The following is a 16,496-nucleotide window of genomic DNA, read 5'->3' on the forward strand; positions in this document are numbered from 1 at the left end:
TTAAGCCTTTAGCCGGCTCGTCGTATGCGCGCCGCGAAGAAGCCATCCAGGCCCGAGCGCTCCGGCGCGCCGAGGTCGAGATCGGCAGGGGTGGTGCGCAGCGTGCCTTGTTGCGTGAGGAACGAATCGATGCCGGCGATCTCGCCTTGCCGCAGCGGATCGTCAACCACCGCCGGCGTCCCTTTGAGGAAAGCGCGATAAAGCTCCTCGCCTTCGAGCGGATCGAGCGAACAATTGGAAAAGACGATGCGGCCGCGGGGTTTGACCAGCGTGACGGCGCGGGCGAGCAACCGCTTTTGCAGGTCGGCGAGCTTTTCGACATCGGCGGCCGTCTTGGTCCATGGCACGTCGGGATGCCGGCGCACCGTGCCGGTCGACGAGCACGGCGCATCAAGCAGCACGGCGTCGAACAGTTCTTCCGGCTCGTATTTGATGAGGTCGGCCTGGACGATGTCGGCCGACAGGCCGAGGCGCTCGAGATTCTGCGCCAGCCGCGCCAGCCGGTTCTTCGAGGTGTCGACCGCGGTGACTTTGGCGCCGGCGAGAATGAGTTGCGCGGTCTTGCCGCCCGGTGCGGCGCAGAGATCGGCGACGCGCAATCCTGTGACATCGCCGAACAGCCGAGCCGGCAGGCTGGCCGCGGCATCCTGGACCCACCAGGCGCCTTCCGCGAAGCCGGGCAGTTCGGTGACGGCGCCGGCAAGATTTTCCACGCGCACCGTGCCGGTAGGCAAGACGATGCCGCCGAGTTTTTCGGCCCAGAATTCCGGATCGGCCTTGACCGAGAAATCGACCGGCGCCTCAACGCGATGGGATTCGAGGATCTGCCTGGCCTTATCGGCACCATAGGTGGCCTTCAGCCGGTCGGAAAACCATTTTGGCGCTTCGTCGGTCGCGGCAAGGGCGGCGGGCAGTTCCGTGTCCTTGGCGCGCGCCAGCGTGCGCAGCACGCCGTTGACGAGGCCGGAAAAGCGCTGCGTGCGCGGATCGGACTTGGCATGCGTCACCGCAAGGTCGACAGCGGCGCTGTCGGGAATGTCGAGGAACAGGATCTGCGCCGCCGCCACATGCAGTATGTGCGACAAAGCGGTGGCGTTGGGCGGCAGTGGCTTTTCCAGGCGCCGCGCCAGCAGCCCAGTAATAGTCATGCGGAAGCGCAGCGCGGTGACCAGGATGGCGCGCACCAGGCCACGGTCGCGCAAATCGAGCGCCTTGTATTGCGGGTGGCCGTTCTCGTGGTCGGTCAGGCCGTCGAGCGGCGTCCTGGCATCGATGACGGCGGCAAGCAGGCGCGCCGCCGCCTTGCGGGCGGCGAGACCGGCGACGAATTCACCGCCGTCTTTATGATCCTGATCGCCTGAGCCTGTGCGCCGAGGTGTCCCCACGCTCACGACCACCGGCCTTTGGGCCCGGTCGGGTTGCGACCCCACGGATTGGCCCTCGGTTCGGCCGGTTCGGCCGGCTGCTCGGACTGCGCTGCCTGGCCCCACGGGCCGGACGGTTGTTGTTCCTCGGCCTGCCGCGGCGCGGGTGCCTGGCGCGGCGCCGGCCGCGATGCACCGTCGCCCATCTGTCGCGCCATCTCCTGCAACGCGGCGATGCGGTTGTCGGTGCTCGGGTGGGTGGAGAACAGACTGTCCATGCGCTCGCCGTGAAGGGGATTGATGATGAAGAGATGCGCCATCGCCGGATTGCGCTCCGCATCGGGGTTGGGGATGCGTTCTGCTCCACGGGCGATCTTGTCAAGCGCGGATGCCAGCCACAGCGGGTGTCCACAGATTTCGGCGCCGCGCCGGTCGGCCTCGTATTCGCGCGTGCGGCTGACGGCCATCTGCACGATCATGGCGGCAAACGGCGCCACGATCATCGCCGCCAGCACGCCGACAAAGCCGAACGGGTTGTTGTCGCGGTTGCCGCCGAGGAAGAAGGCGAAATTGCCGAGCATCGAGATGGCGCCGGCAAAGGTGGCGACGATGGTCATGGTCAGCGTGTCGCGATGCTGGACGTGGGCGAGCTCGTGCGCCATGACGGCCGCGACCTCTTCATGGGTCAGCCGCTGCAACAGGCCGGTGGAGGCGGCGACCGCCGCGTTCTGCGGGTTGCGGCCGGTGGCAAAGGCGTTCGGCTGCGGGTTGTCGATCAGATAGGTCTTGGGCATCGGCAGCCCGGCCTGCTTGGCCAGCGCCTGGACGATGGCGTAGTATTCGGGCGCGTTCTTCTCGTCGACCTCGACGGCACGGTTCATCGACAGCACCATCTTGTCGGCGTTCCAGTAGCTGAACAGATTGGTGCCAGCGGCGATCACAAATGCGATCATCATGCCGCCTGAACCGCCGATCAGGAAGCCGACGCCCATGAACAGCGCCGTCATCGCGGCAAGAAGCATGGCGGTGCGCAAAGTGTTCATCGTCTGCTCCTGTCCAACCGGTGGTGAAAGGGGGTCGATCCCTGCGGGTTCATCGCTATATGATGGGAAACGCCTGCCCCTGTTTCAATCCGTGGGGAATATCGCATGACCGACGAAGCCAGTAAAACGCCCGCTGAAACCGATGGCGACGCCTCGCCGAAGGAACTGACCCCCGCCGCGCGACGGGCGCTGGCCGAGGCCGAAGCCCGGCGCACCGAGTATCGCGAGAAGGAAGCCGCGCTGCCGAAGGAGATCGGCGGCCGTGGCGGCAAGGAGCCCGGCCGCTACGGCGACTGGGAGATCAAAGGCCTGACCAGCGACTTCTAGGGTGCGTTGATATTCAGGTGAGGCCGGCCTGCAAACGGCGGCTTCCTGCGCTTCCGGTGCTCACATACAAAAAGTACTCTCCGCTCCGGTTCTCGGAAGCCACCGTTTTCGGCTCGGCCTGACCTGAATCTCAGCGCACCCTGGCCAGTGCTGCTCAAGCGGCGTTGCGCTGTGGCTCCAGCGCGAGCCAGCCGCGCTCGTCGATGGTGATGCCGACATTGTCGTAGCCAGCGATCGCGGCATGTGGCGTTTGCACCGGATGCGAGTGTGTGGCGCTGATCACCATGACCGCGGCTTGCGCGGCCTCGGCCGCCGCGATGCCGGCCGGGGCATCCTCGAACACCAGGCAATCGCGCGCATCGACGCCGAGCCGTTGTGCGCCCAGCCGGAAGCAGTCGGGGGCCGGCTTGCCACGGGAAACGTCTTCCGCCGCAACGATGACCGCAGGGACAGGAATGCCGGCAGCCTGCATGCGTGCAAGCGCCAACGAGCGTGGCGCCGAGGTTACGATCGCCCAGCTTTCGCTTGGCAGCGCCTTGAGAAACGCCACGGCGCCGGGGATCGGGACAATGCCGTCCAGATCGGCGGCTTCGGCCTGCAGCAGCAGGTCGGCCTCATGCGCCGGGTCGACGCCTGGAAGGGCAAGGTTGGTGATGGTCTCGATCGCCCGCACGCCGTGGATCGTCGGCAGGAAGGCGGCGACGTCGAGGTCATGGCGCCGTGCCCAATCGCTCCACACCCGCTCCGCCGAGGCGATGGAATTGATGAGGGTGCCGTCCATGTCGAAGAGGAAGGCGGCGAATTTTCTGCCAGCAAACATGATTTTCCTTGAAATCCGGGGAGTGTGTCGAGGGAGGACACAACCGTAACGTCAAGGCGCTGACATGGAAAGGCAAGAGGCGTATTTTAGGACGATCCAGGGAACCACGGCCACTTTGTGACGTTTGAGCAAAACTGTTTTCCGTGACGATCGAAGGGGACCTGCAATGCTGATCCGGCTCGGCTACGAAATCTCCATCGAATGCATCGAGGCCACTCCGGTGATTTCGCTGCTCGAGATCCACAAGGACAGGCAGGCCGACATCAAGCGGCAGACCCGGGTGTTGACCTCGCCATCGGTGCCGACCAAGCTCTACCATGATCTGCATGGCAATGGCTGCCGCCGCTTCATCGCGCCGGCCGGCACCTTCCGCATCCTCTACGATGCGGTGGTCGAGGACAGCGGCGAGACGGATGCGGTCAACACGCTGGCGAGGGAAGTGCCGGTGGCCGAATTGCCCGACGAGGTGCTCGGCTATCTCCTTGGCAGCCGCTACTGCGAGACCGATCATCTCAGCAACCTCGCCTGGCAGCTGTTTGGCCATCTTCCCTCCGGCTGGGCGCGGGTGCAGGCGATCGTCGACTATGTCCATAACCGGCTGTCGTTCGGCTACGGCTATGCCCGTTCGACGCGCACGGCGGCGCAGGCGCATGAGGAACGGGTCGGCGTCTGCCGCGACTTCGCTCATCTGGCGATCACGCTCTGCCGCTGCATGAACATTCCGGCGCGCTATGTGAACGGTTATCTCGGCGATATCGGCGTGCCGGTCGATCCGGCGCCGATGGATTTCTCGGCCTGGATGGAAGTCTTCCTCGACGGCAAGTGGTACACGTTCGATCCACGCCACAACCGGCCCCGGACCGGCCGCGTCGTCATCGCGCGCGGCCGCGACGCCACCGACGTGCCCTTGCTGCACAGCTTCGGCCCACACCGGCTCAGCCTGTTCAAGGTGTGGACCTATGAACAGGAAGGCAATCTGTTCAATCCGCCCCATCACGGCATCGACCGAACGGCCAGCGCGCAGATGCTCGCCTAGTCCTTGATACCGTTTTGCGCCTGTAGTTTCGGGACAGTTGCTCCGCTTCGGGACATAGACCCTGTGCCGCAACAGGACGTCGCGGAGCATTCCGCGATTGCCCGGATTCGAGCATGGTAAGCGGTCCGTAAACACGGCGGAAACCGCGGTTTACCGTTTACCAGTCGTTCACCTTTGCACGCGGCGAAATCCAACAAAAACAATGTGTTGAGATTGATAGCTCGGTTCAGGCGCATAACCAGCGTCGTCCGGCTGGAATCCTGCATCGCCCTCATTGCGGCGACGAGGCCGAGGCATGTGGAGGCTGTAGGATGCGAAATTACGGGGGTCTTGTTCACGCGGTCGGCGGGTTCGCCAGAGATCGCGGTGGAAATTTCGCGGTCCTGTTCGGCTTTGCTGCCTCGGTCTTGGCGCTAGCCGCCGGCTTTTCGGTCAACATCTCGCAGCTCTACAATGCGAAATCGAGCCTGCAGGGCGTGGTCGACGCTGCGGTGACGTCGACGGCACGCGACCTGACGACCGGCGTCATCAAGGAAGCCGACGCCAACAAGGCGGTGCAGAACTTTCTCGTGGCCAACAGCACGGCGGGCATTCTGCAGCCCGACCAGGTCGTGCTCGACAAGCTTATCGTCGACAGGACCGCCAATACGGTGCAGGCGGACGTCCATGTCGATGTCGCTCTGTTTTTCCCGATTTTCGGCATGGGCGACACGAAACGCGTGACGGCGTCGACCACATCGCTTTATTCGGACAAGACCATCGAGGTGGCGATGATGCTCGATGTGACCGGATCGATGGCCGCCAACTGGTGGGCAAAAACCGACAAGATCGGCGACCTGCAAGCCGCCGCTTCGACGGCTGTCGAGAACCTGCTCGACAACAACATCGATCCGAAAAACCCGCGCGTGCGTGTGGCGATTGTTCCCTATGCCGAAGCGGTGAATACAGGCGGCCTCGCGGACAGCGTTTTCGTCGAGCAGGCAGGAGGTTTGAATCTGCCGCCACCAGTGGACACACCGATCCCGGTGGGCTCATCGGCGCCCACGCGGCCGGACAACTGCGCCACCGAGCGCAAGGACAAGGACGGCTATGCCGATTATTCGTCCGATGGGCCGTCGACGCCGCGCCTGAACAATCAGGGCAAGACCTATCTCGCCAAGGTCAATCGTGACGATCGCATGGGAAGCTGCCCGAAGCCGGAACTCATTCCGCTGTCGGCCGACAAGCAGAAATTGCTGAGCACGATCGCGAGTTTCAAGGCCGGTGGTGTGACCGCAGGCGGCATCGCCGTGCAATGGGGCTATTACATGCTTTCACCCTCCTGGCGCTCGACCATAGTCGACGCCAGGCTGGCGCCGGCCCCGCCAATTTCGACAACAGGAAAGTCGGCAAGGTCGCGATCCTGATGACGGACGGCCAGTTCAACACGGCTTTTGCCGGCGGGCGCGGCGCCCCCCGATCGCAGAATGCCGGCCAGATGTCACGAAGCAATGCCGAAAGCATTTGCGACAACATGAAGCGCGACGGCATCGAGATCTTCACCATCGGCTTCGACCTCGACGATCCATCGATGACATCGACCGAGCGGGATCAGGCAAAGAGCGTGCTTCAGGATTGCTCGACCGCGGACACGTCAAACCTGAAACATTATTACGAGGCGGCCACTGGTTCCGAGTTGAACGAGGCGTTCAATGCCATCGTGCAGAACATCGAGCGGCTGACCATCGCCAAGTGAATCTTGAACGCCAGATGGTCCTCGGCGCCGTTGGCCAAAGGAAAAGGCCGCCGCTTCTTTCGAAGCCGGCGGCCTTCCGTGTTTCCGTCCATGGCGCGGCCTATGGCGGCGACCCGAGAGGTCGCCCGCCGCGCATCTCGCGCCTTAACGGGAAGACTGCTTCCCGAAAGTGCAATCCGCTGAGGCCACGTTCTGGAAAACGAAATCACTCGACATCGGATCACCTCCTTTCGATTTGTTGAACACATCCTCATGATGGGGTGCGTTGCAGCAAATGACAAGATGCCTGACTGAAAAAGGCGTCCAGCCAGATCCGCACGCTTCGGCTTGCGATCCACGGCCCAAACAGACAACATGGCGTTATCGGGTCACGGGAGGGGACCATGGACGCCACCGAAAGAGCCGCGCGCATCGTTCGAACGGTGATCGAGGCGCTTAAGCCGGGCTTTGCTGTCAGGTTGTGGACCGGGGAACGGATCGGTCCCGCCAGTGGTCCGGTGCTTGCCATCAACGATCAGGACATCGTCTGGCAGTTGGCCCGCCGACCGAATTTCTCGACGCTGCTCGAAATGTGGATTTCCGGGACGATCGACGTCGAGGACGGCTCGCTGTTCGATCTCTACGCCTTGCCTTCGAAGGGCAAGCTGAGGTTGAAGGCTTTGCCGAAGCTGGCGATCCTGCGCGACCTGCCCGCCGTTCTGTTCTCGCGACGACAGATGACGAAACGAGCCGATCTGGCCGGCCGCAATCCTTTCGTCAGCGGGTCGAACAAGCAGGCGATCGAACATCACTACGACATTTCGAACGCCTTCTACCGGCTCTTCCTCGACGAGCGCATGGTCTACACTTGCGCCTATTTCACCGATTTCGCCAATGGCATCGACCAGGCGCAGAAGGACAAGCTCGACCATATCTGCCGCAAGCTGAGGCTGAAGCCGGGTGACCGGCTGCTCGACATCGGCTGCGGCTGGGGCGCGATGCTGATCCATGCCGCGAAGCACTATGGCGCCATCGGCCATGGTGTGTCGCTGTCGGAGGAGCAGACCCGGCTGGCGCGCGAGCGCATCCGCGCCGAGGGGCTGGAGGACAAGGTCACCATCGACATCAAGTCCTACACCGAGCTTGACGGCAGCTATGACAAGATCTCGTCCATCGGCATGTTCGAGGCCGTCGGCCTCGCCAATCACGCCACCTATTTCTCGACCGTCCACCGGCTGCTGAAGCCGGGCGGCGTCTACCTGCATCATGCCATCACAAGGCGCGGCAAGGGCGGCACGCGCAAGACGCTGCGCAAGGGCGCGGAATACAAGGCGCTGATCAAATACATCTTTCCCGGCGGCGAGGTCGACACGATCGGCATGACGCTCGGCAATCTCGAGGCGCACGGTTTTCTCGTCGCCGATGTCGAGAATCTGCGCGAGCATTATGCCCGTACCTGCAGGCTGTGGGCCGAGCGCCTGCAGGCCCGCTTCGACGAGGCGATCGCCGAGGTCGGCGAGCCCAAGGCGCGGCTCTGGTTGCTTTACCTGACCGGCTGTTCGATCACCTTCGATCGCGGCTCGGCGCAGATTTTCCAGACCGTCGTCACCAAGCGCGCGCGTGGCCCGAGCGGTCTGCCGCCGACGCGGGCGGATTTGTACCGATAGCGCGGACTCGCGGTAGACTACTCGGCGATGCCAAGAGAGGCGATGTAAGCCGCCGAAGCGGGGATCTTGGACTTGTCCCTGATCTCGATGATGAGGCGCGGATTGCTTTCGAGCTTGGCCAGCGCGGCAAAGACCGAGCGCCATGGAAGCGTGCCTTCGCCGAGGCTCCAGTGACGATCGGCGTAGCCGTCGGCATCCTGCAGGTGGATGTGTTGCAGGCGGTTGCCGGCAGCATGCACATAGTAATCAACCGGCGGAGCACCGGTCGAGCCATGGGCATAATAGGCGTGGCCAGTGTCTATCGAGACGGCGACCGCGGGGGAGTTGAAGCTGTCGGCCAACGCCACGCGAATATGCGGATCCTTGTCCTCGATGTTTTCCAGGACCATTGTGCAGCCGATGTTCTCGGCCTGCCTGACGGCATCGCGTAGAGTGAGGTGGCAATACTCGACGATTTTCTCGCGCTCGCCGGGATTGTTGTCGAGATTGTTGTAGGACCAGGTCGTATAGGGGCTGTGAACGACCATATGCGTCGCGCCGATGGCGGCGCAGACCTCGATGCCCTGGACCAGACGTTTGCTGACGACATCGCGAATATCGGGATCCTGCGAGGCAATGGTGAAGCCCCAGAAAGGCCCGTGAATTCCGAGCCGCCCTTCATGTCCGTCGAGAAGCTTGTTGGCGCGGGCGGCGAGCGGTGCCCAGTCGCCGTTGAGAACACTGGCCTCGACAAAGCTCTGCAATTCCAGGTCACGCTGTTTTTCGAAGAGCCAGTCGCGATGGATTTCGAGGTCGGCGAGCGTCATGGCAGCGCCAAGAACGGGTAGGGAAGTCATCGGTACTCCGATCGGTGAGATTTCAAGATGTCGGGCGGCAAGACGGATCGCGCCGAGGCTGTATGACGCCGTTTTCTGTCATGCGTATTACACGCTGCGCCAAGCCTGCCGCGAGGTGCAGGGATCATGCCGCCGCCAAGTGGCCTGGCGTTGGCGGTATGATTTAGACGAAGCGCATCGGCGCGCCGATCTCGACGCGGGCCGGCCGGTCGACCGTGCAATAGACGCCGAGATTGTGGGCGTTGTGGCGGACCAAATTGCGCAGGATACCGGGATCGTGCTCGAAGCCGTCCTGGCTGATGATGGTGAAGCCGCAGCGGCGGCATGGTTCGGAAATCGTCAGCAGCAATTCGCCGATCGCCAGCTTGCGGCCGATCCATTCCGTCTCCGGAAACGAGCCTTCGACCGCTGCCATGTCGACGACGATGTTGGGGCGGAAGCGGCGCGGGTCGGCGGCGGCATCCGGATGCAGCGCATTCAGGCGCGCCAGCGAGGCCGTGGTCAAGAGATGGATCGGTGCCTTGGTATAGCGGGCCGCGGTGATCGGGCCGGCATAGGCCGGCGGCGCGTTCTCCCGGCCGAACGGCCGGATCGAGGCAGCGAAGCCGAGATAGGCCGATATGGCGCGGTCGCATTCCGCACTGGGTGCGCTCAGCCAGTCGCCGTTGGGGATGGCGACCTCCAGGTCGCGGTCATTGGCCAGCCGGGTGCGGATGCGCGGCACCTTGTGCCATTTCGCCTCGCGGTCGGGCCGGGCGATCTCGTTGTCCGAGGTATCGACCAGGCCGAACATGCGGTCGCCCGCCATGCCCGCCGGTCCGACCACGACGGCGTCCTGACGCTCGCCGGCGAGCGAACTCGCCGGATAGCGCCACAACTGGGTGACAGAGCTCAATGCCGCCTCGTCCCGCATCAGCCCTTCTTGTTCTGCCGGTTGGCGATGAGGTCGTCGACGACGGCCGGGTCGGCGAGTGTCGAGGTGTCGCCAAGGGCGGCAAAATCATCCTCGGCGATCTTGCGCAGGATGCGGCGCATGATCTTGCCGGAACGGGTCTTTGGCAGGCCGGGCGAGAACTGGATCTTGTCGGGCGAGGCGATGGCGCCGATCTCCTTGCGGACATGGGCGACGAGCTCCTTGCGCAACTCCTCGGTCGGCTCCACGCCCTTCATCAAGGTGACATAGCTGTAGATGCCCTGGCCCTTGATGTCGTGGGGATAGCCGACGACGGCGGCCTCCGAGACCTTGTCATGGCTGACCAGCGCCGATTCGACTTCGGCCGTGCCCATGCGGTGGCCGGAGACGTTGATGACGTCGTCGACACGACCGGTGATCCAGTAATAGCCGTCGGCGTCGCGCCGGCAGCCGTCGCCGGTGAAGTACTTGCCCTTGTAGGTGGAGAAATAGGTCTGCACGAAACGGTCATGGTCGCCATAGACGGTGCGCATCTGGCCGGGCCAGGAATCGGTGATGCAGAGGTTGCCGTCGGCCGCACCCTCCAGCACCTTGCCTTCGCCGTCGACCAGCTGCGGCTTGACGCCGAAGAACGGCCGCGTCGCCGAGCCGGCCTTGAGATCGGTGGCACCGGGCAGCGGCGTGATCAGGATGCCGCCGGTCTCGGTCTGCCACCATGTGTCGACGATCGGCACCTTGCCGTTGCCGACGACGTTGAAATACCACTCCCAGGCTTCGGGGTTGATCGGCTCGCCGACTGAGCCGAGCACACGCAGCGACTTGCGCGAGGTCTTCGTCACCGGATCGTTGCCGGCGCCCATCAGCGCGCGCAACGCCGTCGGCGCGGTGTAGAAGATGTTGACCTTGTGCTTGTCGATGACTTCCCAGAAGCGCGACTGCGACGGGTAATTCGGCACGCCTTCGAACATCAGCGTGGTGGCGCCGTTGGCGAGCGGGCCATAGACGATGTAGCTGTGGCCGGTGACCCAGCCGACATCGGCGGTGCACCAGTAGATATCGCCGTCATGATAGTCGAAGACATATTGGTGCGTCATCGAGGCATAGACGAGGTAGCCGGCGGTGGTGTGCAGCACGCCCTTCGGCTTGCCGGTCGAGCCCGAGGTGTAGAGGATGAACAGCGGATCCTCGGCCTTCATCTTCTCCGGCTTGCACTCGGCCTTCACCGTCGCGACTTCGTCGTGATACCAGAGGTCGCGGCCGGGCGCCCAGCCGATCTTGCCGCCGGTGCGGCGCACGACAATGACGTTCTTGACCATTACATGCTGCCTGGCGGCGATGTCGATGGCCTTGTCGGTGTTCTCCTTCAGCGGGATCGGCTTGCCGCCGCGCAGGCCCTCATCCGATGTGATGACGAAGGTCGATTCACAGTCGACGATGCGCCCAGCCAGCGCATCGGGCGAAAAGCCGCCGAAGACGATCGAATGGATGGCGCCGATGCGCGTGCAGGCGAGCATCGCATACGCGGCTTCCGGGATCATCGGCATGTAGATGGTGACGCGGTCGCCCTTCTTGACGCCGTGCTTCTTCATCACATTGGCGAGCCGGCAGACATGCTCGTAAAGCTCGTTGTAGGTGATCTTCTTGTCGTCGTAGGGGTTGTCGCCTTCCCAGATGATGGCGGTCTGGTCGCCGCGCTTCTTCAAGTGGCGGTCGATGCAGTTGTAGGAAACGTTGGTCAGCCCGTCCTCGAACCATTTGATCGAGACCTTGCCGTCGAAGGAGGTGTTCTTGACCTTGCTGAAGGGCTTGAACCAGTCGATGCGCTTGCCGTGCTTGCCCAGAACTTGTCCGGGTTCTTGATGCTGTCGGCATACCATTTGAGGTAGGTCTCGTTGTCGATCAGCGCATTCTTCTTCCACGCCGGCTGGACGCGATGGACATGAACCTCGGACATTCCTGATTTTCCTCCCGAACCAATCCGCCGGCTTGAAACGCCGGCGGGATCGCGGCGAAGCAGCCGCGAATTCGGCGGCATTATTACCAGTTCCGCCCTGACGGCAACATTAGACGTTGGATTCGCGCGGCGGGATGCCGCAGGGGCATTGTCATCCGTTGTCAGCACTCGGCTTAGTTCGCTGCTAACTGTATGTTTTCGCGTCGAAAAGCCTGTTTCGATCAGGAAAAATCAATAGACAGTTAAGCAACGGCGCGCACAATCTGACGTCGGGAGGAAAGGAGACTCAATTTGGGGACCGCCATGCGCGACCATTCCGAAATGGACCTGATGCTCAAAGGCTATGGCCTGACCACGGCCAAGATTCTCTATCATTTTCCCGATCATCCGCACCTGCTGCAGAGCTTCATCTGGCAGGATTACGACCTGGCGCCGAAGTTTCCGGTGCTGATCAAGTTCATCGAATTCTGGAAGGCCGAGCTCGACGGGCCGCTGCATTCGGTCGTCTACACGCACCAGAAGCTGATCGCGCCGAATGAATGGCGCAAGGTGGACGGCGAGTTCGTCCTGCACTGACGCTGCCGCAGACGGTCTGTTTCCATTCTCGTGCGGCGACAGCAAAGCGGCCGTCGGCTATCCTTTGTGGGCGGCGCGGCAAGGCAGGGTGCCCAGGGCGGCGTCCGCGATCGGGAGAACGGACATGACCGCTTTCGACTATGCCGCGCTGCTGCTTCGTCTCAGTGTCGGCGGCCTTTTTCTTGCCCATGCCTATCTGAAATACTTCGTCTTCACGCCCAAGGGCACAACCGACTATTTCCAGTCGCTCGGCGTGCCCGGTTATTTCGGCTTGATCGCCATCGCCGCCGAAACGGCCGGCGGGCTTGGCCTGATCTTCGGCGTGGCCACGCGGCTGGCGGCCATCCTGCTCATTCCCCTCATGCTGGGCACAATCGTGCTCGTTCACGGCAAGAATGGTTTCTGGTTCACCAATGCAGGCGGTGGCTGGGAATATCCGGCGCTGTGGATCGTCTGCCTGATCGTCATCGTCCTGATCGGCAGCGGCCAGCCGGCACTTTGGCCGATCTGGGGATAGGGCACGCCGGGGCCTGGGCCGTGCGCGACACGACCCAGGCAGGAGATGTCAGACCGCCGGCGGGTTGAGCCTGGCGAAACCTTCCTGGCGGCGATAGGGGAAGTACGGGTAGGGCGCGGTGACTTCGGTTGCCGCGTCGAGTTTCTTCACCTGCTCCGGCGTCAGCGACCAGCCGACGGCGCCGAGGTTCTGGCGCAGTTGTTCCTCGTTGCGGGCGCCGATAATGACCGAGGAAACGGTCGGGCGCCGCAACAGCCAGTTGATGGCGATCTGCGGCACGGTCTTGCCGGTTTCCTGCGCCACCGCGTCAAGCGCATCCATGACCCGGTAGAGGTGTTCATCGTCAACGGGCGGACCGAAATCTGCCGTGTCATGCAGCCGGCTCTTTTCCGGCAGAGGCTGGCCGCGGCGGATCTTGCCGGTCAGGCGGCCCCAGCCTAGCGGGCTCCACACCAGCGCGCCGACGCCCTGGTCGAGGCCGAGCGGCATCAGCTCCCACTCATAGTCGCGGCCAACCAGCGAATAGTAGACCTGATGCGCGGCGTAGCGCGGGTAGCCGTGCTTGTCGGCTTCGGCCAGCGACTTCATCACTTGCCAGCCGGAGAAGTTGGAGACGCCGACATAGCGTAGCTTGCCGGAACGCACGAGCTCGTCCAGCGTCGACAGCACCTCCTCGATCGGCGTGCCCGCATCAAAGGCGTGCAGTTGCAACAGGTCGATGTAGTCGGTGCCGAGGCGCTTCAGCGCGGCGTCGACGGATTTGATCAGCCGCGAGCGCGAAGAGCCGTAGTCGGCTGGGCCGTCGCCCATCGGCAGCGAGGTCTTGGTCGAGATCAGAACGGCATCGCGGCGGCCTTTTATCGCTTCGCCGAGCACCTCTTCGGAAGCGCCGTTCGAATAGACGTCGGCGGTGTCGAACAGATTGACGCCCGCCTCCAGGCAGATGTCGATCAACCGCCGCGCTTCGACGGCGTCGCTGTTGCCCCAGGCGCCGAAGAGTGGGCCGGAGCCGCCAAAGGTTCCCGCGCCAAATGAGAGTGCGGGCACTTTCAGGCCCGATGCGCCGAGACGTCGATAATCCATGGTTTTATCCTTTCAATTGCAATTCCAAGTCAGGTGCCGGTCTGCTCAGTTCCCGATCAGTTGGCCAAGGTCGATGGCCTCGGCCATGGCGCGGTTTCCCTTCTCGCCCGGATGCAGATGGTCGCCGGAATCGAATTCCGGCAGCAGCCGTGTCGGATGCTTGGGATCGCGAAGCAGCTGGTCAAAGTCGACGACGGCATCGAAGGCGCCACTGGTTCGGATCCAGTCGTTGACCTTCTGGCGCAACGCTTCCTTCTCCGGCGTGTAGTAGCCCTCGAGCGGCGTGCCGCTCAGTGTGCCCTCGAAAGGTGTCAGCGTGCCGCCGAGGATGATGAGATTGTGGGCGTGCGCCTGGGCGGCGAGCTGAAGATAACCGTTGGTGAGTGCTGCCAGCGATGGCAGGAACTTTCCAGACACAAAGGGCGTGCCGGGCCAGCTGATGTCGTTGATGCCGATGAGCAGCACCACCGCCCTGGCGCCTGGCTGGGCCAGCACGTCGCGGTCGAAGCGCGCCGACGCCTTCACACCCATCGCGTCATCGAGCAGCCGCGCGCCTGATATGCCCGCGTTGAGCACCGCAATATGCTTCGAAGCGAGACGCTTTGCCAGGAAGTCCGGCCAGCGATTGTCGCCGTCCAGCGTGGCGCCATTGCCGTCGGTGATCGAATCGCCGATCGCGATCACCGCCCCATGATTTGTCGGCGCATCGATGAGAACTTCACTGACCAGGATGCGCGCATCGGTGGTTTGCGCGGCGGCGATCGTATCGGAAGCCGTCTGATTGCCGTCGCCGATATAGGCGGTCTGCTTGCCGTCCCAGTGGAAGGTGGATATCGGCGTCGCCCGAGGCAGATAGATCGATATGGACAGGTGGCTCAAGGTGTCGAGGGGCAGGTCCACCGGATCGCTGACCAGAGGCGCACCCGCCGGAACTATTGCCTTGGTCTGGCCGCCGAAGGTCACGACGTGGTCGGTGCCGGCGACGATTTTCGAACCCTCGCCAGCAATCGCGGCATGCGTTTCACCGATCTGAATCGGCGTGTTGGTATATTCGTTCGACAGCACGATGCGGAATTGCTTGCCACCAATGCTGGTGCGGACCGTCTGGCGTATGGTCTGGTTCTCAAGCTTCGGCGCTATCTTCACCGGCAAGGCGAAGTCGGGCCCCCATGTCGGTTGCGGGCTGGCAGTCCAGGTGCCGACCCAGTCCTGTCTTTCTCCTGACATCGCGGGGTTGACGATCGACGTAGCCACCAAGGCGAACGCGCCGAGGGTCAGGCGCTTTGTCGCAAGGGTGAGGATGGTACGGCGGACAAGATGTGGCATAGGTGTCTCCTCTCTGGTTTTGATCTCATGGCGTCCGTCGGGACGGATTCCGGAAGGTCACTCTATGGATGCGGGGCGCGCAGCCGCCGGGACCAGCCGCTCTTCATGTCTGTCGAGACGCAGTGCCAATCCCGCCACGCCAAGGGCCGCGACCGGCAGCAAGGCGGCGACCCAGGTGAGTGAACCGAGCCCCATTCCATGGGCGATGACCGCGCCGCCAAGCCAGGCGCCGGCGGCGTTGCCGAGATTGAAGGCGGCGATGTTGAAGGATGAGGCGAGGCTCTGGCCGGCGCCTTGCGCCTTGTCCAGCACCCACATCTGCAATGGCGCCACGGTGGCGAAGGCGGCGGCCCCGAGCAGGCCGACATAGATGACGGCCATGACCTGGCTGTGGATGGCAAAGCTCATGGTTGCCAGTACCAGCGCCAGCACGACGAGGCTGCCGAGCACAGCCGGCACCAGCCAGCGGTCGGCGACCTTGCCACCGGCAAGGTTGCCGGCGATGAGACCGCCGCCGAAGACGAGCAGGATCGGCGATACGGCCGCTTCCTTGAAGCCGCTGATCTCGGTCAGCAAAGGCGCGATGTAGGTGAAGACGGCGAAGACGCCGGCATAGCCGAGCACGGTGGTGGCGAGGCCGAGCAGGACGGGCGTACGGCGCAGCACGGCAAGATCGGCGCGCAAATCACTCTTCTCGGGTGCCTCTTGGCTGCGCGGCACCAGAGCAAGGATGACGGCGAAGGCCGCCAGGCCAACCAGGGTCACTGCCCAGAAGGTCGCACGCCAGCCAAAGGCCTGGCCGAGCCAGGTGCCGAAGGGCACGCCGAGGATGTTGGCGATGGTAAGCCCGGTGAACATCAATGCGATCGCCGAAGCCTTCTTGTTGGGCGCGACCAGGCCGGTGGCGACCACGGAGCCGACACCGAAGAAGGTGCCATGGGCAAAGGCGGTGATGATGCGGGCGCCCATCAGCGTCCAGTAGTCGGGGGCCAGCGCACAGGCGAGATTGCCCAGCGTGAAGATCGCCATCAGCGCCAGCAGCACGGTCTTGCGTGGCCAGTTGCCGGTGGCGATGGTGAGTAAGGGCGCGCCAATAACGACGCCGAGCGCATAGCCCGAAATGAGCTGGCCGGCGGCCGAGATCGAGACGCCGAGGTCTTTGCTGACATCGAGCAGCAGACCCATGATGACGAATTCGGTGACACCGATGCCGAAGGCACCGGCGGCGAGGGCGTAGAGAGCTAGAGGCATGGCGGTTTCCAGTTCGAAGACGGCCGTTAAGGCGACGAGCGCCTTATCCAACCCGCGCCCCGACCCGAA

16 protein-coding genes are annotated in these 16,496 nt (G+C 63.5%); 7 read left to right on the forward strand and 9 right to left on the reverse strand.

Annotation, left to right across the window (positions count from 1 at the left end; translation table 11 throughout):
- Positions 1–8 precede the first annotated feature (8 nt).
- Both AC0V7N_RS07290 and htpX read right to left on the reverse strand, forming a co-directional pair.
- Positions 9–1,391, reverse strand: coding sequence for an RsmB/NOP family class I SAM-dependent RNA methyltransferase (locus tag AC0V7N_RS07290; protein ID WP_475456047.1), 1,383 nt, complete (start codon positions 1,389–1,391; stop codon positions 9–11).
- Positions 1,388–2,407 (reverse strand): zinc metalloprotease HtpX, encoded by a 1,020-nt coding sequence (gene htpX / locus AC0V7N_RS07295; RefSeq protein WP_475456049.1) that lies wholly within the window; start codon positions 2,405–2,407, stop codon positions 1,388–1,390. Before htpX ends, AC0V7N_RS07290 begins: the two co-directional genes overlap by 4 nt.
- 105 nt (positions 2,408–2,512) lie before the next feature.
- On the opposite strand from htpX, the gene AC0V7N_RS07300 reads away from it, so the two are divergent.
- A complete protein-coding gene (locus tag AC0V7N_RS07300) occupies positions 2,513–2,734 on the forward strand; it encodes a DUF1674 domain-containing protein (protein ID WP_475456051.1) in 222 nt (73 codons plus the stop codon).
- Between the two features lie 154 nt (positions 2,735–2,888).
- On the opposite strand, the gene AC0V7N_RS07305 is transcribed toward AC0V7N_RS07300, so the two are convergent.
- Positions 2,889–3,554, reverse strand: coding sequence for an HAD-IA family hydrolase (locus AC0V7N_RS07305; RefSeq protein ID WP_475456053.1), 666 nt, complete (start codon positions 3,552–3,554; stop codon positions 2,889–2,891).
- A 166-nt stretch (positions 3,555–3,720) separates the two neighbouring features.
- Between AC0V7N_RS07305 and AC0V7N_RS07310 the strand changes: the two genes are divergently transcribed.
- From AC0V7N_RS07310 to AC0V7N_RS07325, 4 genes are all read left to right on the forward strand, one after another.
- On the forward strand, positions 3,721–4,590 hold the full coding sequence (locus AC0V7N_RS07310; RefSeq protein ID WP_475456055.1) for a transglutaminase-like domain-containing protein: 870 nt from the start codon (positions 3,721–3,723) through the stop codon (positions 4,588–4,590).
- Between the two features lie 311 nt (positions 4,591–4,901).
- Positions 4,902–5,996, forward strand: coding sequence for a pilus assembly protein TadG-related protein (locus AC0V7N_RS07315; protein WP_496627771.1), 1,095 nt, complete (start codon positions 4,902–4,904; stop codon positions 5,994–5,996).
- Positions 5,996–6,325, forward strand: a complete 330-nt coding sequence (locus AC0V7N_RS07320) for a hypothetical protein (protein WP_496627772.1) — start codon at positions 5,996–5,998, stop codon at positions 6,323–6,325. Before AC0V7N_RS07315 ends, AC0V7N_RS07320 begins: the two co-directional genes overlap by 1 nt.
- Positions 6,326–6,708: 383 nt before the next feature.
- Entirely contained in the window at positions 6,709–7,971 is a 1,263-nt protein-coding gene (locus AC0V7N_RS07325; RefSeq protein ID WP_475456059.1) for a class I SAM-dependent methyltransferase, read from the forward strand.
- Between the two features lie 17 nt (positions 7,972–7,988).
- Here AC0V7N_RS07325 and AC0V7N_RS07330 read toward each other — a convergent pair whose 3' ends face one another.
- From AC0V7N_RS07330 to acs, 3 genes are all read right to left on the reverse strand, one after another.
- Entirely contained in the window at positions 7,989–8,807 is an 819-nt protein-coding gene (locus AC0V7N_RS07330; protein WP_475456061.1) for a sugar phosphate isomerase/epimerase family protein, read from the reverse strand.
- 163 nt (positions 8,808–8,970) lie between these two features.
- Entirely contained in the window at positions 8,971–9,720 is a 750-nt protein-coding gene (locus AC0V7N_RS07335; protein ID WP_475456063.1) for an MOSC domain-containing protein, read from the reverse strand.
- Positions 9,720–11,597 (reverse strand): acetate--CoA ligase, encoded by a 1,878-nt coding sequence (gene acs / locus AC0V7N_RS07340; protein WP_496627773.1) that lies wholly within the window; start codon positions 11,595–11,597, stop codon positions 9,720–9,722. Before acs ends, AC0V7N_RS07335 begins: the two co-directional genes overlap by 1 nt.
- 380 nt (positions 11,598–11,977) lie before the next feature.
- Between acs and AC0V7N_RS07345 the strand changes: the two genes are divergently transcribed.
- Together AC0V7N_RS07345 and AC0V7N_RS07350 are read left to right on the forward strand one after the other, a co-directional pair.
- The gene (locus AC0V7N_RS07345) at positions 11,978–12,250 is read left to right on the forward strand and encodes an usg protein (protein WP_258588715.1); all 273 of its coding nucleotides are present in this window, start codon (positions 11,978–11,980) and stop codon (positions 12,248–12,250) included.
- A gap of 124 nt (positions 12,251–12,374) precedes the next feature.
- Positions 12,375–12,767, forward strand: a complete 393-nt coding sequence (locus AC0V7N_RS07350) for a DoxX family protein (RefSeq protein ID WP_475456067.1) — start codon at positions 12,375–12,377, stop codon at positions 12,765–12,767.
- A 48-nt stretch (positions 12,768–12,815) separates the two neighbouring features.
- Here AC0V7N_RS07350 and AC0V7N_RS07355 read toward each other — a convergent pair whose 3' ends face one another.
- Genes AC0V7N_RS07355 through AC0V7N_RS07365 form a run of 3 tightly spaced genes read right to left on the reverse strand, consistent with a single transcriptional unit; the run spans position 12,816 to position 16,427 of the window.
- Positions 12,816–13,850, reverse strand: a complete 1,035-nt coding sequence (locus AC0V7N_RS07355; protein ID WP_475456069.1) for an aldo/keto reductase — start codon at positions 13,848–13,850, stop codon at positions 12,816–12,818.
- A 45-nt stretch (positions 13,851–13,895) separates the two neighbouring features.
- On the reverse strand, positions 13,896–15,176 hold the full coding sequence (locus AC0V7N_RS07360) for an SGNH/GDSL hydrolase family protein (RefSeq protein ID WP_475456071.1): 1,281 nt from the start codon (positions 15,174–15,176) through the stop codon (positions 13,896–13,898).
- Positions 15,177–15,233: 57 nt separating this feature from the next.
- Positions 15,234–16,427 carry an MFS transporter gene (locus AC0V7N_RS07365; RefSeq protein WP_475456073.1) on the reverse strand — a complete coding sequence of 398 codons (1,194 nt, stop codon included), beginning with the start codon at positions 16,425–16,427 and terminating at the stop codon, positions 15,234–15,236.
- Between the last annotated feature and the right edge of the window lie 69 nt (positions 16,428–16,496).

Source organism: Mesorhizobium kamtschaticum (genome assembly GCF_056174585.1).